This is a genomic window from Phaeobacter sp. 11ANDIMAR09 (genome assembly GCF_001294455.1).
Taxonomy (GTDB): domain Bacteria; phylum Pseudomonadota; class Alphaproteobacteria; order Rhodobacterales; family Rhodobacteraceae; genus Pseudophaeobacter.
In genome coordinates this window covers 62907-82303 of sequence record NZ_LIKT01000022.1, presented here as the reverse complement: position 1 = coordinate 82303, position 19397 = coordinate 62907, and the positions used below count along the sequence as shown (strand labels likewise).

Annotated in this window: 16 protein-coding genes; 8 read left to right on the top strand and 8 right to left on the bottom strand. The window is 57.0% G+C overall.

Annotation, left to right across the window (positions count from 1 at the left end; translation table 11 throughout):
- Positions 1 to 181: 181 nt before the first annotated feature.
- Both AN476_RS17055 and mtnA read right to left on the bottom strand, forming a co-directional pair.
- A complete protein-coding gene (locus AN476_RS17055) occupies positions 182 to 844 on the bottom strand; it encodes a class II aldolase/adducin family protein (protein ID WP_054462833.1) in 663 nt (220 codons plus the stop codon).
- Between the two features lie 4 nt (positions 845 to 848).
- The gene (mtnA, locus tag AN476_RS17050; protein ID WP_054462828.1) at positions 849 to 1964 is read right to left on the bottom strand and encodes an S-methyl-5-thioribose-1-phosphate isomerase; all 1116 of its coding nucleotides are present in this window, start codon (positions 1962 to 1964) and stop codon (positions 849 to 851) included.
- A 953-nt stretch (positions 1965 to 2917) separates the two neighbouring features.
- Between mtnA and AN476_RS17040 the strand changes: the two genes are divergently transcribed.
- From AN476_RS17040 to AN476_RS17030, 3 genes are all read left to right on the top strand, one after another.
- The gene (locus tag AN476_RS17040) at positions 2918 to 3883 is read left to right on the top strand and encodes a TAXI family TRAP transporter solute-binding subunit (RefSeq protein ID WP_054462826.1); all 966 of its coding nucleotides are present in this window, start codon (positions 2918 to 2920) and stop codon (positions 3881 to 3883) included.
- Between the two features lie 148 nt (positions 3884 to 4031).
- Positions 4032 to 7133: a TRAP transporter permease gene (locus AN476_RS17035; protein ID WP_157063791.1), complete on the top strand. Its 3102-nt coding sequence runs from the start codon at positions 4032 to 4034 to the stop codon at positions 7131 to 7133.
- Complete coding sequence (locus AN476_RS17030; RefSeq protein ID WP_054462824.1) at positions 7130 to 7576, top strand: universal stress protein; 447 nt, start codon at positions 7130 to 7132, stop codon at positions 7574 to 7576. The genes AN476_RS17035 and AN476_RS17030 overlap by 4 nt, the downstream gene beginning before the upstream one ends.
- Positions 7577 to 7617: 41 nt before the next feature.
- Here the strand turns inward: AN476_RS17030 and AN476_RS17025 are convergent, their stop codons facing one another.
- The 3 genes from AN476_RS17025 to AN476_RS17015 all read right to left on the bottom strand — a co-directional run bounded on the left by AN476_RS17025 (position 7618) and on the right by AN476_RS17015 (position 11745).
- Positions 7618 to 8595: a lipocalin-like domain-containing protein gene (locus AN476_RS17025; RefSeq protein ID WP_083464376.1), complete on the bottom strand. Its 978-nt coding sequence runs from the start codon at positions 8593 to 8595 to the stop codon at positions 7618 to 7620.
- Positions 8596 to 8659: 64 nt separating this feature from the next.
- Entirely contained in the window at positions 8660 to 11092 is a 2433-nt protein-coding gene (locus AN476_RS17020; RefSeq protein ID WP_054462821.1) for an FtsX-like permease family protein, read from the bottom strand.
- Positions 11089 to 11745: an ABC transporter ATP-binding protein gene (locus tag AN476_RS17015; protein WP_054462819.1), complete on the bottom strand. Its 657-nt coding sequence runs from the start codon at positions 11743 to 11745 to the stop codon at positions 11089 to 11091. The genes AN476_RS17020 and AN476_RS17015 overlap by 4 nt, the downstream gene beginning before the upstream one ends.
- 171 nt (positions 11746 to 11916) lie before the next feature.
- Here AN476_RS17015 and AN476_RS17010 point away from each other — a divergent pair, with 171 nt between their 5' ends.
- Together AN476_RS17010 and AN476_RS17005 are read left to right on the top strand one after the other, a co-directional pair.
- The gene (locus tag AN476_RS17010; RefSeq protein WP_054462818.1) at positions 11917 to 12774 is read left to right on the top strand and encodes a YihY/virulence factor BrkB family protein; all 858 of its coding nucleotides are present in this window, start codon (positions 11917 to 11919) and stop codon (positions 12772 to 12774) included.
- 167 nt (positions 12775 to 12941) lie between these two features.
- Entirely contained in the window at positions 12942 to 13121 is a 180-nt protein-coding gene (locus AN476_RS17005) for a hypothetical protein (protein WP_054462817.1), read from the top strand.
- An 8-nt stretch (positions 13122 to 13129) separates the two neighbouring features.
- On the opposite strand, the gene AN476_RS17000 is transcribed toward AN476_RS17005, so the two are convergent.
- On the bottom strand, positions 13130 to 13867 hold the full coding sequence (locus tag AN476_RS17000) for an RlmE family RNA methyltransferase (RefSeq protein ID WP_054462847.1): 738 nt from the start codon (positions 13865 to 13867) through the stop codon (positions 13130 to 13132).
- Positions 13868 to 13933: 66 nt separating this feature from the next.
- Positions 13934 to 15046, bottom strand: a complete 1113-nt coding sequence (locus AN476_RS16995) for a Ppx/GppA phosphatase family protein (RefSeq protein WP_054462816.1) — start codon at positions 15044 to 15046, stop codon at positions 13934 to 13936.
- 311 nt (positions 15047 to 15357) lie between these two features.
- Here AN476_RS16995 and AN476_RS16990 point away from each other — a divergent pair, with 311 nt between their 5' ends.
- From AN476_RS16990 to AN476_RS16980, 3 genes are read left to right on the top strand one after another with little or no spacing between them, the layout of a single operon-like run.
- Positions 15358 to 15654, top strand: coding sequence for a virulence factor (locus AN476_RS16990; RefSeq protein WP_054462815.1), 297 nt, complete (start codon positions 15358 to 15360; stop codon positions 15652 to 15654).
- Positions 15655 to 15680: 26 nt separating this feature from the next.
- A complete protein-coding gene (locus AN476_RS16985; RefSeq protein ID WP_054462845.1) occupies positions 15681 to 16613 on the top strand; it encodes a methylenetetrahydrofolate reductase in 933 nt (310 codons plus the stop codon).
- A gap of 3 nt (positions 16614 to 16616) precedes the next feature.
- Positions 16617 to 17675, top strand: a complete 1059-nt coding sequence (locus tag AN476_RS16980; RefSeq protein ID WP_054462813.1) for a methyltetrahydrofolate cobalamin methyltransferase — start codon at positions 16617 to 16619, stop codon at positions 17673 to 17675.
- Between the two features lie 441 nt (positions 17676 to 18116).
- On the opposite strand, the gene AN476_RS16970 is transcribed toward AN476_RS16980, so the two are convergent.
- On the bottom strand, positions 18117 to 19340 hold the full coding sequence (locus tag AN476_RS16970) for an NADH:flavin oxidoreductase/NADH oxidase family protein (RefSeq protein WP_253279920.1): 1224 nt from the start codon (positions 19338 to 19340) through the stop codon (positions 18117 to 18119).
- Positions 19341 to 19397 lie beyond the last annotated feature (57 nt).

Sequence of the window (19397 nt, the reverse complement as noted above, 5' to 3'; positions counted from 1 at the left end):
ATGACGCTGTCTCAAGGTTTTCCTGTCCACCATAGCCTTCGCAGCCCTAGTCATTTATTGGCTATGAGTCATGATCCTAGGATCAGAGCAATCCTCTCTTTATGTATTCTGCCCAAATAGGGCTTGTTTAGGGACGACAGCGGCAGCCTATCTTCCCCTGTCATGCGTCTGAAGCCCGTGACTACGTGGTTTTAAGTCCGTAATCCGCAAAGGCTTTTTTTACCTCAGTCATTTGCCCGGCATTCAGAACCTTTGGGGTTCCGATGCTCAGAGACGTAACGTAGCCCTTGGCCAGAGTTTCGAGTTCCACCATGCGCCACAACGCCCGCGCGAGCGTGTCGCCGGTCACCACAGCGCCATGGTTTGCCATGAGACAGCCGGACCGGTGCTTCAATGCATGAAGCACCTGATCTGAGAGCGCCTGACTGCCAAACAGCGCATAGTCGGCGACGGGAATATCATTCCCGCCAAAGGCCGCCACCATGTAGTGGCAGGCCGGAATTGGCTGGCGGTTCATGGCCAGCGCAGTGCAGTAAACGGGATGGGCGTGAACAACGGCCATCTCGCCAGGTTTGGCCAATAATATGTCCCGGTGAAATTGCCACTCGGAGGATGGTTTCATCTGACCAGGGCGGATTGGCGTGCCATCCAGCGGCATCAGGACCAGCATGTCCGCCTGCATCTTGTCGTAATCCAGACCCGAGGGCGTGATCAACATGCCCTCTGTGGTGCGCAAAGAGATATTGCCGGACACGCCCTGGTTTACACCTGCCGCCTGCATAGAAAGGCAGGCCTCAATGATTGCTTGCCGGGTCTCGGTTGTGTCGGAGTATTCTGAGGTCATCTGATCAGCCCTTTGTCGCAGAAGTCGCGGCAGATTTCTCAGGGAACAGCGCCGACAAGCCCGCCTCGGAGGCCTCACAAACGCCCCGCTCGGTGATGAGCCCGGTCACCAAGTGATTGGGGGTGACATCAAAGGCTGGGTTGGCGGTGGGTGTGCCCAGCGGTGTCACCTGCAGGGTCGCGATGCGTCCATCCTCGGTTCGCCCCTGCACATGGCTGATTTCCTCCGCGGCGCGGTCTTCGATCGGGATTTCCTTGAGGCCATTCAGCACGGTCCAATCGATTGTGGGCGAGGGCAGGGCGACATAAAAGGGGATTTCGTTGTCCCGCGCTGCCAGGGCTTTGAGATAGGTGCCGATCTTATTGCAAACATCGCCCTGGCGGGTGGTGCGATCTGTCCCGGTGATCACCATGTCGACCAGCCCATGCTGCATCAGATGGCCGCCGGCGTTGTCCGTGATATAGCTGTGGCTGATGCCATGGCTGCCCAACTCCCAGGCGGTGAGGGCGCCTTGATTGCGAGGGCGAGTCTCATCCACCCAGACATGCAGGGGAATACCCGCATCATGAGCATGATACATCGGGCTGGTGGCTGTGCCCCAGTCGACGGTGGCAATCCAGCCTGCATTACAGTGGGTTAACAGCCGTACAGGGTTGCCATCTGCTTTCTGGGCGGCGATTTCCTGGATCAATTCCAGCCCGTGCAGACCGATGCGTCGGTTGATGTCGACGTCTTCCTCGGCAATCTCATGCGCCAGGGTAAGCGCTGCCTGGCCGCGCTGGGACACAGGCAACCCCAGCAAGAGATCGCGGCAGCGGTTCAGGGCCCAGCGCAGATTGATGGCAGTGGGCCGAGTTTGGTTCAGCATGTCCCAGGTGCTTGACAGGTTGCCATCACTGGGGTCCTGCCGCATGGCCAGCGCCATCCCATAGGCTGCGGTGGCGCCAATCAACGGTGCTCCGCGTACATGCATATCTTTGATAGCATTGGCATAATCTGCCAGGCTGTCCAGCTGTTCGATGCGAAAGTCATGCGGTAGCCAGCGTTGGTCAATAATGTGCAGGGCATCGGCGTCAGCGTCCCACCAAAGGGAGCGATAGGGGGTGCCGTCAACTTTCATGAGAAATCTCCGCAAGGGCCGCGACCTGCAAAATTAGGGGGCGGGTCGAGTGAGGTTTTTTCTGCTAGCTTAGCCAGCTTTGATCATACCTATATGACAGATGTCATGCCAGGAAGGCGAGAGATGGTGAAAAAACCGAATAGCAGAGGCTGTGACGTCTCCTGACCTGCCGCAGAGATTGGCCCCATACTTGATCACACCACGGGCAGATATGTCCATCAATAGCGGTGCAGACCGGTTGCCTATTGGGCTGCCTGTCTTGCCCGCAAACCGCGTTCGTGGGCAGCCTGGAGGATCAATTGCCATTTGCGCGGGGTTGATCTGAATTCGGGCTCCACATCTAAACGGAGCGAAAGTTCTGTCGGTTCCTGCTGTTCAGGCATATGTCGCGCCGCCGCAGAGACGCATCTTTCCAGGGACCAGAAATCCTGAACCATCGGGTTGTTGGCGACCAGCTCGCTGAGTAGAATCAAGCTTCATTCCCCTTGTGGACACAAAAGCGACTCGCGCTTGGGTTGTTTTTGTTTTTCGCGGGAACTTAGGTTGTTTTTGAACTCCTGTCATTATTCCATTTGAGTATTCAAGATATTTCCCCTGATTTCTGCGGGAAAATTCGAAAAACCAACTTCAAACCATCGGGCAAGTCGAGAAGCCTCTTGCGCAACATTGCGACAATCTGACACAGTGCGGCGACTCTTTAGGGGGAGAGCGCAGGGGAAATTTGGCGGGCTTTTGTCACATGCGAGGAAAGTGCCGTCACATCCACTTAGCTTGAATTTGAAGCGCTTGACAGGCCGGGACCGCTGGGGACTAGCTTGGATAGTGCGATCAGATCACCTCTTTGTCATCGCCTTGGCCAATCGGCTGTCGGTGAAAAGGGTGCGTGTAGCCATCGTCGCTCCAACGTAGAGCGGCGTGATTTCATGAATAAAATATCGTGGGAGAGATCTAACATGAAACATACAAAACTTACCGTTGGCGCCATTGTTGCTGCGGCCTTCATGGCACCAGCTGTGCAGGCGCAGGAATACATCACAATCGGTACCGGCGGTGTGACGGGTGTGTATTACCCAACGGGTGGTGCGATCTGCCGTCTGGTGAACAAGAGCCGCAAAGAGCACGGTTTCAAATGCGCCGTCGAATCCACTGGTGGGTCGGTCTACAACATCAATACCATCCGCGAAGGCGAGCTGCAGTTTGGCGTTGCTCAGTCCGATTGGCAGCACCATGCCTACCATGGCACCTCCAAGTTTGAAGACAAGGGCGCCTATGAAGGCCTGCGCGCAGTCTTTTCTGTGCACCCTGAACCCTTTACGGTTGTAGCCCGTGCCGATGCAGGCATTGCCAGCTTTGACGACCTGAAAGGCAAGCGCGTCAACATCGGCAACCCTGGGTCCGGTCAGCGCGGCACCATGGAAGTTCTGATGGGCGCCAAGGGCTGGGGCATGGAAGATTTTGCTCTGGCAACCGAGCTGAAAGCCGCCGAACAGTCTGCAGCTCTGTGTGACAACCAGATCGATGCAATGATCTACACCGTTGGCCACCCATCGGGTTCGATCCAGGAAGCCACCACCGCCTGTGACTCCGTTTTGGTCACCGTTGATGGCGAAGCCGTCGACACCTTGGTTGCTGACAATGCCTTCTATCGCACCGCCACCATCCCCGGCGGCATGTATCGTGGTTCGGACGCAGACACCCAGACCTTTGGTGTGGGCGCGACCTTTGTGTCCTCGACCGATGTTCCCGAAGAGGCTGTCTATGCGGTTGTTAAATCGGTTTTTGAAAACTTCGACGCTTTCCGTAAGCTGCACCCAGCTTTTGCGAACCTGAAGCCCGAGGAAATGATCGCCGATGGTCTCTCGGCTCCGCTGCATGACGGCGCCGCCAAATACTACCGTGAACAAGGCTGGATCGAGTAATAGATCCAACGACATGAGAGAGGGGCGCGGTTTCGTGCCCCTTTCCATTTAAGAGGGGCTGCCCCCCAAAACCAAAAATGTCAGACAGGGTCCGTGACTGAGGACTTATTCCCCAAACGATGGCCTTGGTCTGTATGGGAGATTATCCATGACATCCGATGTTCAGGGAAATCGACCGCTTAGCGAAGATGAACTGCAGGATCTGGTTGCCTCCTCTGATGCGGGTGCGCGCAACCCGGTTGGAGCTGTGGGCCTATCCCTTGCCGTCATCGCTGTCAGCTGGTCTGTTTTCCAAGTCATTCTGGCCTCACCCTTGGCAAACTACCTGTTGCCCGGTGCGGTCAATAACAACTCGCGTCTGATCCATCTGGCCTTTGCGCTGATGCTTGGCTTTATGGCCTATCCCGCCATGGGGCGCGAAAGCCGGAACCTGATTTCCTTTGCGCTTGGCCATCTAGGAACCGTCCTCGGGCTGGGCGCTTTCACTGTGGCGGTCATGGTAACCCTGTCCCCTGAACTGTCGATGAATAGCGCCGTTCTGGTGGGCGCGCTCGTTGCGCTGGCCCTGGTCGCACCGACCTATCTGAATGGCAGTGGCATTGCCACCGGTATTGAACGGGTCGCCAGTGCCATTGGCATGTTTGCTGCCATTGCAACCCTGTCCTACAGCGCATTTGCGGTATTTGGCCAATATCTGTTGGGCGGCTGGAGCAGCCCCCTGCAGATGGTCGCTTTGCTGCTTGGCCTGGCGGTTGCTGCCTGGTTTGTGCTCTCCTATCTGAAGCAATCCTCGGAACCTGAGAGCGATTTTGTTCCGGTACAGGATTGGGCCTTGGCCGGGGCAGGTGTCTTTGTCGCCATCTATGGTTTCCTCAACTATCAAAAGATCGTCGACAGTGGCGGCCTGGCGGATGATATCGACAAGTTCTACGCGCTGGCTGGCCTGTTGATCCTGTTTGAAGCGGCGCGTCGCGCTCTTGGTCCGGCGATGGCAATCATCGCCACGATCTTCCTGGCCTATGTCTTCTTTGGGTCCTCTGACTGGGTGCCGGAAGTCATCCGCTGGAAAGGTGCCAGCCTGAAAAAAGCGATGAGCCATATGTGGATCACCTCCGAAGGGGTCTTTGGTATCGCTCTTGGGGTCTCAACAAAATTTGTCTTTCTTTTTGTGCTCTTCGGCGCTCTTCTTGATAAGGCAGGCGCTGGGAACTACTTCATCAAGATGGCCTTTGGTGCCCTGGGGCACCTGCGCGGTGGTCCGGCTAAGGCAGCTGTTGTTGGCTCCGCTGCAACGGGTCTTATCTCAGGCTCCTCGATTGCCAATGTTGTCACCACCGGCACCTTTACCATCCCGCTGATGAAACGTGTCGGGTTTTCTTCGGAACAGGCCGGCTCGGTAGAAGTTGCTTCCTCGGTCAATGGTCAGATTATGCCACCCGTCATGGGGGCTGCGGCTTTCTTGATGGTGGAATATGTGGGCATTTCCTACGTTGAGGTGATCACCCATGCCTTTCTGCCAGCGGCGATTTCATACATCGCTTTGGTCTATATCGTACATCTGGAGGCGGTGAAGCGGAACATGCCCACCCTGGGCAACCGCGAAGTCCATATGGCACGTACCATTCTCGGCATGGCCAGCTTCTTTGCAGTCTTTGCGGGGCTTTGCTATGGCAGCCAGTTCCCGGTGGAAGCGGCCTATAGATGGGTGCCGAGCTTTGCCGGAGTTCTGATGTTTGGCGTGGTCTTTGCCATCTATGTGGCGCTGGTCGCTCTGGCCGCAGGCATTCCGGATCTGGAACCTGATGATCCCAATGCAAAAGAAGTGGAACTGCCGGATATCTCCAAGATCTACAAGGCCGGCCTGCACTATCTGCTTCCCATTGTGGTGCTGGTCTATTTCCTGATGATCGAACAGAAATCCCCTGGGCTGTCGGCCTTCTGGGCCACGGCGCTGCTCTTTGTGATCCTGTTGACCCAGAAACCGATCAAGGCGTTTTTCCGCAATCAAAGCAACATGCTGTCGACCTTTGCTGATGGATGTCATGATCTGTGGAGCGGCTTGATTGATGGCTCGCGCAATATGATCGGGATCGCCCTGGCCACGGCCACTGCCGGGGTAATCGTCGGTACTGTGACGCTGACCGGTGTTGGTCAAGTCATGGCGGATCTGGTGGAAACCATGGCCTATGGGCTCACCTATCTGAGCGCAGTTGTCGTGCATGCTATTAGCCCGCTAACTGATCTGGTTGGCATCACCAGTTTCCAGGGCACCGTGGCGGAGCGCGCGGCAGATATGACCGGGACCATTTTGGTCTTTGTTCTGCTCTGCGTTGGTTTGTTGTCACTGGTTCTGGGCATGGGGCTGCCGACCACCGCTAACTATATCGTTGTCAGCTCGTTGATGGCGGGGGTTGTGGTCGAACTGGGCGCGCAGTCCGGTCTGATCGTGCCGCTGATCGCTGTGCATCTCTTTGTCTTCTACTTTGGGATCATGGCTGATGTGACGCCACCGGTAGGGCTTGCCAGCTTTGCCGCTGCCGCTGTATCGGGCGGTGACGCCATCCGAACCGGCTTTGTCGCCTTCTTTTATAGTTTGCGAACAGTGGCTTTGCCCTTTGTCTTTATCTTCAACACAGACCTGTTGTTGATAGATGTCACCTGGACCCAAGGCATATTGGTTGCCATATCAGCAACCATCGCCATCCTGGTCTTTACCGCTGGCACCATGGGCTATTTTGTCACCCGCAGCAGGCTCTATGAGAGCTTCCTTTTGGTCTTTGTCGCCTTTGCGCTGTTCCGGCCCGATTTCTTCATGAACCGGATCATGCCGCCCCACTCGCAAGTTGCCCCAACCGAACTGGTTCAGGTGCTTGGGACGGCAGAGGCAGGGCAGGAACTGCGCCTGACGATTGAAGGCCCGGACTTTGACACCGGTGAAATCGCCTCAACCACTCTGGTTGTTGAGGTTCTGGAGGGTTTGGATGGCGCTGCCATGGCAGAGAAAGCGGGGCTGGTTCTTTTGCCAGAGGCGGATCAGATGAACCTGGATGCACCAGGCTTTGGAACGCCTGCGGAACAGGATCTGGGCAGCTTTGACTTTTACGGGGATAGCCCTGTTTTTGTGAAAGAAATCCTAGCCCCAGCGGACCAGATGCCTAAGGAGTTGGTGTTCATTCCAGCGCTTTTGTTGCTGGGTCTGATCGCTATGATGCAACGCGGCCGTGCCCGCAGAGAGGAAGTCACAGCATGATAAAATCTGTACTTTGTGCGGTTGAGCTGAGCGACAAGGAAACCGACCGATTGGTTCTTGAACAGGCGGCGAAACTGGCCGATCTGGACGGGGCTCAACTGGATGTGGTCAATGTCCTGCCTGATTTTGGCGAGAGCTGGGTTTCGGGGTTCTTTGAAAGCCATCACCATGAGAAGGCGGTGGAGGACACCACCGCTCGGCTCAAATCGGTTTGCGCTGAAATTCTCGGCGAGGACCAAAATGCAAAGGTCCGCCATGTGGTGGCGACCGGCACAGCCTATCAAGAGATCCTGAAGGTGGCCGAGGCCGCTGGCAGCGACCTCATTGTGATCGGCGCGCATAAGCCGGATCTCAAGGACTATCTGCTCGGGCCCAACGCGGCCCGGGTTACCCGGCATTCAGAATGTTCGGTCTTTGTAGTTCGCGGTCCTAAGGGCGCGTGATAATCAAAGGGGCGCTCACGGGCGCCCCTTTTGCCATTTTCCTACTGGTATCCAGTCATCTCTAAATAGCCTGTGCCATTGTGGCTGCCGGAAACCGTGACCGGACCTTCCCAATAGGCAAAGGCAACATCCATCCAGCTTTGTCGGTTAAGAGCCTCTACTGTAACGGAAACACCGCGTTCTGGCAGTTTCACCCGCCATCGAACCGGAACCTGACGCTGAGCAACTTCCTCCCATTCCAGCGGCGCTGCCTCAAAGGCGCCTGGCGCCAAGGGCTCCACTGCGCCAGAGGCAGAAATCCAGGTGCCAGAGCGGAAATCTTCGATCCCGTTTTTGCCTCGCAACACAAAACCCATGAGCTTGTCGCCGCTGTCAAAGCGGAGCGAAAACCAGTCCCAACCGCTCTGATTTTCAGACAGGGGCTGGCTTGACCATTCCCGGTCCAGCCAGCCGTTACCTCGAACTGACACGGGGCCAGAGGGCAGGGTGAGTGTCCCTTCCATCCGGTAATTGGGTTGCGAGTAGTAATAGCTGGCCTGGCCCTCGGGGGATTTTATTGAATAGCCGCGATCCCCTTGAAAAACCAGGGGGCCCTCGGCCTGAGCCTTGAGAGCATAGGAGAAATCACCCCCGGTTGCTGCCAGATCCAATTGAGACAGATCCTCGGCTCCCGTCATTTTCCAGTCATCAATCCAGGCCTCAAATGGGGCGAGGGTGACGCCCGCCTGCCCAATGCCGCCACGGGCAAGGCGCTCTGCCGAGAAATGCGCAGAGGCGCTGGTGAGGCCCGCATGACCCATCCAGATCTGGGGGCTTTGCCAGCCCTCGGCTTCGCCGGGGGCAAGAGCGCTGCGGAACAGGGTCCATTGAACCCCGTATTCCTCCCCCATTTCGTCTTTAAGATTAGCGGTCAAATACCACCATTCAATGCGAAAATTTGGATGGGCGCCGTGATCTGCGGGGAACTGGAAACGGTAATTTGGCTCCGGGATGGCAAAGCCATCGGCTTGGGTTCCCAAGCCAGCAAACCCCTGGGCAAAGCAAGAGCTGGGGACAAGGAGGCTCAGACACAAAAGGAACCGGTTAACGCTCACTGGAAAACACCTTTAGTAACTCACTGGGGTGTAGGTGGAACAAGCGCCAGGCCGGCAGCAGCGCCGCCAGCAAAGCCGCCAGCAAGGAGAGAAGGACCAGCCAGAGCCAATCTAGCGGGAACAGATAGAGGGGAAGACGCCAGCCAAAGGCTTCGGTATTGATCACGACCAATAGTGTCCAGGACAGGAACAGTCCCAGTGGCAGGGCCAGCAGCGCGGTCAGACCCGCCATCAGGAGACTGCGCAGAATGTCGATCAAGGCAAGGGTCTTGCGGCTGACCCCCATGGCCCATACCGGCCCCAACTGAGGCAGACGCTGGCTCCAGAGTGTGACCAGGCTGATGAACATGGCAAAACTGGCAACCCCAAGCGTGAGCAGTTTCAGACTGTCCGTGACGCGGAAGGTCTGGTTGAAAATACGGCGGGAGGCGGCTTTGATCTTTTCTTGTTCAGTGATGTTTTCTCTTTCCAGATCAAATTCTTCCTGGATTTCTTTGATGAGTGCAGGAGTTTCGCTAGCGTCCAGACGCAGCCCGAACCGCTGGTTGGTGGCATCTGGCGCGTTGCGCAACAGTGCAGCCATCGAGACAATCGCCTGTCCATGCGGGTTGCCATAATCCGCATAGATGCCGAGGATTTTGTTCGGCCAACCTGGAGGCAGTGCAATAGTGTCACCGGCTTCGAGCCCTTGACGGCGCGCCAATTGCTCGCTGATCAAAATCCCCTGGCCATCCGACAATCGATCCCAGGCCCTGGGGAGGGCATCAAGCATCGGCCAGTTGTCCCGGTAAGTGGCGTCATCTCGCACCCCGTAGATGGTGATCTGGCCGGATCTTTGTTGCAGCACATCAAATCGGATTGGCAAAACGCGGATGCCTTTTTCCTCCAACCATTGCTGCAGCTGGGTTCCCTGCGCATCATCCCGCGCTGTCACATAGAGCTCTGACGACAGCCGTTGATCGAGCCAACCATCAAAGGTCAACCTGAAGCTGGAAACCATTGTTCCTACACCTATATTTGTCGCCAAGGCCAGCATCAATGCCATGAGCGAAAGCGACAAGCCCGGCAGTTGGGCCCGTGCATCGGACCACAGCCATTGTGCCAACGGGCTGGATGCCTTTCTCTGACCGGCCAGGAGGAGGTGCCAAAGACACAGGGGAAGCAACAGCGCTGCCGACAACATGACGCTGCCCAAAAGAACAAAGCCACCAGCCAACCCAGAGAGAGCAAGGTAGGCAAGGCACCCTGTCACAAAAATGAAAGCGGCGACCTGCGCCCAGGTGGCAAAGTTTTTTAGAATACGCTGGCCTCTGGCCTGAGTTGAGGCGGCCTGGAGAATGGGGAGCTTCCAAAGGGAGTAAAACGCAAAAGCGCTGGCAATGCTCGCGCCTAGCAGGGTCATGGCAAATCCTGACAGGATCCATGAAGAACGGAGCGCCAGCCCATTGTCTATTTCCACACCATAAAGCCCCGACAGGGTCACGGCCACGCCTGGCAGTAGGGCTGCTGCGATAAAGTATCCTAATATCAGTCCAATAGCGGCAGCAGCAAAGGCAAGCGCCGCCGTCTCGATCAGCAGCAATAGGATGAGGTGTCGAATAGGGACCCCCAAACAGCGCAGGGTCCGGAACAGCCCGCGCCGCTGCTCCATGGCCAGGCCGATGGTGCCCTGCACGATAAACAAGCCAACCACAAAGGACAAAAACCCAAAGGCCGTCAGGTTCAGATGAAAGCTCTGGGTCAGGGTCCCCGGAGCGATCCGACTGCTGTTTCCGGGCGTGAATGTGATATGGGAGGGCAGCGCGGCAAGCGCCCGAGCGGATGGCGCGTTTGGCGCCAGGTAGATCAGCCGAGTCAGCCTGTGAGGCTCCGCCAAAAGGCGGCTGACGGTCGCGATGTCACCGATCGCAAGCCCGGGGGGCACATCTGTGGAAGCGTGGATTTCGACTTCTGTCCGCTCCGACAGAGGAGCGGCACTTTGCGGATGCAGGATCAAACCGCCTGGCGCCCGTAGCAGTGAGATCAGAAAGGCACCTTGATCTGACTCTGAGCTTTGAGGGCTGGTGCTGGTGCTGGTGCTGGTGATTGGGGGTGCCGAGAGCAGGTCGATCCCAATGATATCAATGTTGTGGCCACCCAATCTGATGCGCCCTTCAAGAACCGGAGAGAGCGGCCAGCCGCTGCGTTTAAGCCCTACATAATCGGTGACCGTAAGGTTGTCCTGCGGAGCGGTCAGGGCGTCTTGGTCAAAGCGTTGCAGGTAGCCTTCGGCCTCAGCATAGCTGGCCTTGGCCTGGGTGTTGATCGCCTGGACGGCCATCCAAAGCGCCGTGGCCAGGGCCAAACCGATAACGAGAGCAGCCAATTGAAAGCGATGCTGACGCCAATGTGACAGCAGGGTAAAAAGCGCAGGCCCGATCACGTCAATCCGCCATTGCTAAGGTGCAAGCGCCGATTGAGAGAGGCGGCAATTGTCGGGGAATGGGTGACGAGAAACAGCGCAGTCTGGCTTTCCTGAACCAGTTCCAACATCAAGCCCAGGACTGCGTCACCGGTGGCTTCATCTAGGTTGCCGGTTGGTTCATCCGCCAAAAGAAGCTTGGGCCGCATGGCAAGGGAGCGCGCGATGGCCACCCGTTGCTGTTGCCCGCCTGACAGCTGTTCGGGATACCGAGACAAAAGTGGTTCCAGTCCCAGCCGTTGCGCCAATTGGGCTTCCCAGGCGGGGTCATGGCGGTTTGCAAGTTTTGCATGCAGCGAGATATTGGCGGAAACGTCAAGTGAAGGAATGATGTTAAACTGCTGAAAAATAACGGATACACTGCTGCGACGCAGCAGGGCGCGCGCAGGTTCATCCAGAGAGCTGAGTGAGGTTCCATCGACTTCAATCTCTCCACTGTCGAATCCGTCCAGCGCCCCAACAAGATGGAGGAGTGTACTTTTTCCCGAGCCACTCTCACCGGTGAGCGCCAGGGATTGACCCGCCTGTAACTGTAGCGAAACGCGATCCAGAATTGGTCTGTCCAGACCGCTTTGGGGAATTGTCTTGGTGACATCGGTTACGGATAAAACCATTGGTGCGTCAGGGTCCCAGTCGATCGTCGGCAGCAGGTGAGCAAGGGCGGGGTGTGCGCTTTTTCTTAGTCAATACCCCTGGGCGCGGACTGTCCAGCACCGAGCTGTCATGTCAGCGTATTTTGTCCTATTGTAGTGAAAATTTCGAACGGGCATTGAAAGTCTTCTGAAATGGAAATTGGCGTCTTCTCAAATATTTGGGTCAAGTCTCTCTGGCAGGCGGTTGCGCAGTTCAACAAAAAGAATGGCTGGGTGATGAGCAGTCATATCGCGATGTCGCTGATGCTGGCTCTGTTTCCTTTTGTATTGTTTACGGTTGCTCTCGCGGGCACTCTGGCCAGTGTTTTTTCTCAAAGGGTTGAGCTGGACAAATTGGTGGATCTGGTTTTTGGCGGGTGGCCCGAGCCCGTCGCAACGCCGATCCTTGCCGAGTTGAACGCGGTACTCGCGACCTCGAGCACGGGATTAATAACCGTCGGCGGCGTCTTTGCGCTCTATTTTGCCTCCAATGGCGTCAATGCGGTTCGGCTGGCCATGGTGCAGGCCTATCACGATGAGGATCTGCGTCCTTTTTGGCTGTCGCGTCTGCTTTGCCTGGGGTTTGTCATTCTGGGCGGCGGCGGGATCCTCTTTGCCGCCCTGTTCGAGGTGATATTGCCGCTCTATCTAGCCTATTTTGCTGAATTCTTCCCCGATGTGGATCTTTCCGGATATGTGACCTCAGGCCTGCATGGGCTGGTGGCAACGCTGTTGCCCCTGGTGGCCGTGCTTCTATGCCATCTCCTGTTGCCTGGGCACATTCACCGTCTATCTCATATCCTGCCGGGCACGTTCCTTACGGTGGCCCTGTGGTGGGGCGCTGGGATTGGCTTTGCCTTTTATGTGGGGTCAATTGCACAATATTCTGCGACCTATGCCGGGCTTGCCGGCGCCATGGCAGCGATGATTTTTCTGTATGTGAATGCGGCGATTTTGATCCTGGGCGCTGAATTCAATAGCGCGCTGATTGATCTGCGCAAAGAGGCATAGCCGCCACTTCAGACGGGCTCTTCCGGCAGGGCAAGATACAGAAGTGCAAAAATGGCACATGTTTCCGGATTGGAAACAATGGGGCAGACTTGCCACATTTTGGCCCCGGTCCGATCTTACCCAGTTCTTATCCTGACATCACAGGGTAGACGAACAGGAAGACAAAGATGACACGTGTTGACTTCGAGCCGCGGCTTGCAGAATTGGCGAAACAGGTTCTGGTTAAGGCGAGGGTCTCCAAGCAGATCTCACAAAAACTGAGGGTGTCCTTGCAAAGCGAAGGCGAGGGCGAAGAGGTTCTAAAGCTGCGTGAACTCGCCTCTCGCTCTCTGATGGGGCAACACTGAGGAACGCTTTAGACTTCGCCCTTATATCCCAGTGCCACCACGAATTTTTCCGAGCTGTCCGATCGAGATGACGGTGGTTTGACGTTGGCCACCTTAGTAAATTTGTTTTTCAGCAGTTTTTGCAACTCACCCTCGGCACCGCCAGCCAGAACCTTGGCGACAAAAGTGCCGCCTTCTTCCAGCACATCAAAGGCAAAATAGGCCGCAGCCTCACATAGGGCGATAATCTTGAGGTGGTCGGTTTGTTTGTGACCAGAGCTGGAGGCCGCCATATCGGACATCACAACATCCGCTTTGCCCCCAAGCCATTCCTTCACTTGATCATCGGCCCCTTCGTCCATGAAATCCAGCTGGTGGAATTCGGCGCCGGCCATAGGCTCCATTTCCTGAAGATCAACACCGATGATGCGTCCCTGGGCCTTACCGCGTTTTTCGCCCATCACATTGATGCGTTTCACCGCAACCTGCGCCCATCCACCGGGGGCACAGCCCAGGTCAACCACCCGCGCACCGGGCAACAGGAAGCGATACTTATCGTCTACTTCCATGATCTTATAGGCCGCGCGGCCTCGATACCCTTCGGCTTGGGCGCGTTTGACATAGGGGTCATTTAGCTGACGTTGCAACCAGCGGGTCGAGCTCAATCGGCGTCCGCGCGCGGATTTCACTTTGACCTTCAGGTCTCGTTGACCGCGACCAGAGGTGTTCTTGCCAGTGGGGGTCTTTCCAGTAGGCGTTTTTGCCATCATCTTCACCGTTTTCGCCGCGGCCTTCAAAAGCGAAGGGCTGGGCGTGAATTACATTTACGCGCCTCAGAAGGGCCCGTCTTCCAAAACACCATCCGCGCTCATCTGCGCATAGAGCAGGCCTTCGCGCAGACCGCGATCCGCAACAGACAACCGATCCGTGGGCCAGCAACGCAAGAGCGCCTGCAGGATGGCGGACCCGGACATGATTAGGGCCTGGCGATCTTCGCCGATCCGGGGATCGCGTCGTCGTCCCAATGGCCCCAGCTCCAGATAGCCCCGAATGACCTTGTCGATCTGGTCACTGGTCATCCGCAGCCCGTCCACCTTGGTGCGGTCATAGCGCTTTAACCCAAGATGCGAGGCAGCAACAGTGGTCACCGTACCTGAGGTGCCAACGATCTGAAAGCCTTCGCGGGCCTGCTCATCCTTGTAGGGAGCAAAATCTGCCAGATGTTCCTCAAAGAACCAGCTCATCAAGGCAAAACGTGCCGAGTCATCTTCCACATCGTTGAACTGGTCCCGCAGAGTGGCCACCCCCAGCGGCACCGAGATCCAATCCACCACCTTGGCCGAAGGAAAGGGGCTGTCGGTGGTGTGAAAACCGGCATGCAACCGCATGATGGCGGCGGGCCGGTCCCGTTTGGGAACAGAGGACAGATCAATCCAGACCAGTTCCGTCGAGCCACCTCCGATATCCACCACCAGGAGCTGCTCGGTTTTTGTGGATACCAAAGGCGCGCAGGAGATCACCGCCAGGCGCGCTTCCTCTTCGGGTTGGATAATTTCCAGCAGCAGCCCGGTTTCGCGTTTGACCTGACGGATGAAATCGCGCGCGTTTTTGGCCCGCCGACAGGCCTCGGTGGTGACCAGGCGCATACGTTTGACGCGGTTGCGTTTGAGCTTTTGCTGACAGATCCGCAATGCCTGAATGGTGCGCGACATGGACGAACGGGACAAGCGGCCGGTTCGTTCAAGCCCTGTGCCCAATTGCACAGACTTGGAAAAGCTGTCCACCACATGAAAGCCGCTGCCCTTTGGTTGAGCAATCAGCATGCGGCAACTGTTAGTGCCAAGATCCAGCGCCGCATAAAGAGCGTCGGGATCCGGACGGGCTGGTGCAGGGGTTTCAACCGCTTTGGGAAACGCGCCTGCACCTTTGGAACGCCTGGGCGCCATGATTCACGCCCTCCGATTATCGTGTTACCCCTAGACTATGGAGCAACTTCCCGCTGCGCAAGGGCATCTGAGCGCTATTCCCGGTACTGCCCCAAGGCAAGTCTGGGAAATGGGGGCGGTGGCTTGCGACAAACTCATAAGTTTGATGAATATTTTGACAAGGGCCAGCTGTGGCCAGACCCGGGGTGGCTTTGTATTCAGGAGAAAGGAAAAACGTCGCTCAAAACCCAAGTGGTGTCGAAATCCGGCGTACTCCGTCAAACGGGACGCTCTAGAAACAAAAATTATCAGACGTCTCAGGAGGACAGGCTATGGTGGATGTTACAATCGTTTACTGGCGCGATATCCCCGCGCAGGTCATCGTGGGCAAAGGTCGTCGCGGCTCAAAGCGTCAATTAGAGGAACGGTTTGAACAGGCCATCGACCGGGCAGCCATGAAGGTCAATGCCAAGGACAGTGATGCCTACCTGGCAGAATGGCGCAAAGCCGCGCCCTATGCTCTGGAAGGCGATGCTGGCGAGGTTGCCGAGGCCGAGGCCAAACGTCTGGAAGCGGAGTACGATCAGGAACGCCTCAAAGCACTGATCGCAAATGACGGATGGGCGTGAGCCTGACACCACTATGGGAGGCCGTGATGGCTTTGTTGAACTTTAAAAAACGCGACTCTGGCGCGGATCAGCCCGTCACTCCTGAAATGGAGGCCTTTCTGAAGGGCTATTCCATCGAAGTGATGCCGCGTACCGCGGCCAAAGTCGATGACTTCCGCGCGCTGCTGCCCGCTGGTACCCGCGTTTATATCGCCCATATCGATGGCACCCCGATCGAAGACATGGTTTCGACCGCCAAACGCATTGCCGATGAAGGCTTTGATGTCATGCCGCATTTCCCAGCGCGCATTATCAAGGACGAGGCCACATTGGGCGATTGGATTGCCCGCTACCAGGGCGAAGCCGGCGTCAAACAAGCGCTGTTGCTGGCCGGTGGCGTTGCCGAGCCCAAAGGCGATTTCCACTCCTCGATGCAGCTGTTGGAAACCGGCCTGTTCGACAAGGCAGGATTTACCAACCTAAACGTTGCGGGCCATCCAGAGCCTAACCTCGACATCGATCCAACTGGCGGCCGCGCGAACACCTATGCCGCGCTGGACTGGAAACAGGAATTCTCCAAGCGCACTGATGCCGAAATGGCTCTGGCCACCCAGTTCTGCTTTGAAGCGCAGCCCGTTATTGACTGGGTCAACGAGCTGAGCGAACGCGGCATGAACCTGCCTGTCCACATCGGCATCGCAGGTCCGGCGAAGCTGCAGACCATGATCAAATTTGCCATTGCCTGTGGTGTTGGTCCCTCCCTGAAAGTGCTGCAAAAGCGCGCCAAGGATGTGACCAAACTGCTGTTGCCACATGAACCCGGCGAAGTTCTGGCGGATCTGGCGGCGCACAAGGCGGCAAACCCGGACTTTAACATCACCAAGGTGCATTTCTTCCCGCTGGGTGGCATCAAGACCAACGCCACCTGGGCCATCAACAACGGCGGCGCATCCGCGCAGCCCGTCAACCCGCAAGGATAAACAATGACCCGTACGGTTATAGAATCTAAAACAAAAACCGCTGTTATGGGCTTTGATGAGCCATTCTGTGTTATTGGCGAACGGATCAATCCCACCGGCCGTAAAAAACTCGCAGCGGAGCTGGAAGCCGGTGATTTTTCCACCGTTGAAAAAGACGCGGTGGCCCAGGTTCTGGCGGGCGCAACTGTGCTCGATATCAACGCCGGTGTTGTCTACAACTCCAACCCCAACCCCAACGAGACCGAGCCGCCCTTGATGCGGAAGATTGTTGAGCTGGTTCAGGGGCTTGTTGATGTGCCTTTGTGCATCGATTCCTCTGTGCCTGGCGCGCTTGAGGCCGGTCTGGAAGTCTGCGAAGGCCGTCCGCTGCTGAACTCTGTTACTGGCGAAGAAGAGCGCCTGGAAGAGATCCTGCCGCTGGTCAAAAAATACAACGTGCCGGTTGTTGCGATCTCCAACGACGACACCGGGATTTCCGAAGATCCCGATGTGCGTTTTGAAGTGGCGAAAAAGATCGTCCAGCGCGCGGCTGACTTTGGCATTCCAGCGCATGACATCGTGGTTGACCCGCTGGTGATGCCCGTAGGTGCCATGGGAACAGCTGGCCTGCAGGTCTTTGCTCTGGTGCGCCGTCTGCGTGAAGAGCTGGGCGTAAACACCACCTGTGGCGCGTCAAACATCTCTTTTGGCCTACCCAACCGCCACGGCATCAACAATGCCTTCCTGCCGATGGCCATGGGCGCCGGCATGACCTCTGCGATCATGAACCCGGTTGGTCTGCCCGTGACACAAAAGGCGCTGGCCGCCAAGAAGGAAGAGGTTGCGGCCTCTGGCATCATTCTGCCCGAAGGCATGGATGACGAAACCTTTGTCACCATGTTTGGCCTTGGCTCGATGAAACCGCGGGCGGGCAAGGAAATGGAAGCCATCCGTGCTGCCAACTTCCTCACCAACAATGATCCGCACGGTGGCGAATGGATCAAATTCAACAAAGCCCCCGCCAAAGAAGGCGAAGAGGGACGGGGCCGGGGTGGTCGCGGCGGACGTCGCCGTCGGGGTTAAAGGCACCTGCAGCCAACTTGTTTTAGGAAAGGCCGGGGAAACCCGGCCTTTTTTGTGGCGCGGGGGATCCTGAAGCTAACGGAGCAGCCGCAGCAAAGCTGGCCTAGAGGGGGGGGGCGGGGCGGGGCGCAGAGCAAGGGTTTAAGAACAGGGTTTGTTTTACCAACTTCCTGTCTAAAAACGCCCTCACGCCTGGTCCTATCTGAAACAAGGCTGGCGGAACCATATCCGTTGGGGGCGAGGATGGCGAAGAGGTCGAACAGCCCGACCAAGATCTGCGCGCGCCCATTCACGCCCGTTGGCTTGACCGGGTCGACTGTGTCCGGCGGCTGTTCATCGAAAAAACGGTCATGGCGCATCGTTAGAAATTCCACCTAGCGTGAAAGCATTGGTGCACTGCAGGGAAGAAACAGCTTTTGCGGTCCCCCCTTTAAATTCAATTTAGCCACTCTGGGTGCCATCCCCTTTCCTTACTTGTGAAAACCACTCCTTCCAAAGTGTTGAACGGTGCTCGTCGCGCGCTTCATATTGGGCAATTGCATCCGTCAGACTCCGATCTTGCAGGCCGTCCTGATCCTCTCCTAGGTCGGTCATGCGCAGGGTAAACCATGCTGTCATGCCGCCGGGCGGCAGGCTGGAAAAGCGGGGGAAAACGGGGTCACTCCCATTTCCCAGCCATGTTGCAGGCAGGGCCGGATCCAGGACCAAGCTGCGCGCCAGCCCGACGGCATCCACATCGCCAGAATTTATCGCTGCTGCTGCTTCCTCCAGGTGTTTAAACCCGCCCGTGACCATCAGAGGGGTTGAGGTCACTGCGCGGGCGGAGTGGGCAAAATCGAGGAAATACGGGCCCTTGCTCGCGCGTTCTGAGCTAGATGGCGCGCCGGGGAAATAGGTTCCGCCGCTGATGTCGAGTAGATCCACGCCTTTGCCGTCGAGCCCTGCAACCACCTGTAGTGCCTCTGTCTCGGTTAGCCCTCCGTCGAGTTGGTCGCTTGCATTGAGTTTAACCGAAACTACAAATCCGGCGGGGACAGCGGCGCGTACGGCCTCAACTGTTTCAACCAGCAGGCGCATCCGCGCCTGGATCGAGCCGCCATAGATATCGGTGCGACGGTTAAAGAGGGGGGAAAGGAACTGGCTCAGTAAGAACCCATGCGCCGCATGGATCTGGACGCCCCCGAACCCCAATTCTGCCGCGCGTCGGGCGGTATCGGCAAAGCCCTGGGGAACAGCGCATATCTCGGCAGGCGTCATGGCCTCGCTTTGAAAATCCGGGAAGTCTATGCGGCTTGGCCCCTTTGGCTGGCTGATCGGGAGGTGGGACAGGGCGCCGGCATGACCTAGCTGCAGCCAGAGGTGGGCGCCGCCGCAGGATCCGCGCCGTGCGAGCTCTCGGAAGGCTGGAAAATCTGCACCCGCGTCTAGTACCAGGTTCCCCGGTTTTTCAGGATAAAACGGATCGCCCTGCACCTCCCCCACGATTGACGCCGCCAGCCCCCCTTGGGCCCAACGTTCATAGAGGCGGATCTGTGTCGGGGTCGGGTTGCCTGTACCATCCGCCAGTGAATCTGACATGGCCGATTTGATGATCCGGTTCTTCAACACCTGGCCGTTGGGCAGTGTCATGGGTGAAAAAAGTTTGGCATTTGTGGCGCGGTGCAAGGCAGTTCTCCTTGGGGAATTGATCTATATCTGAGATACTTTGGATTAACTGATTTG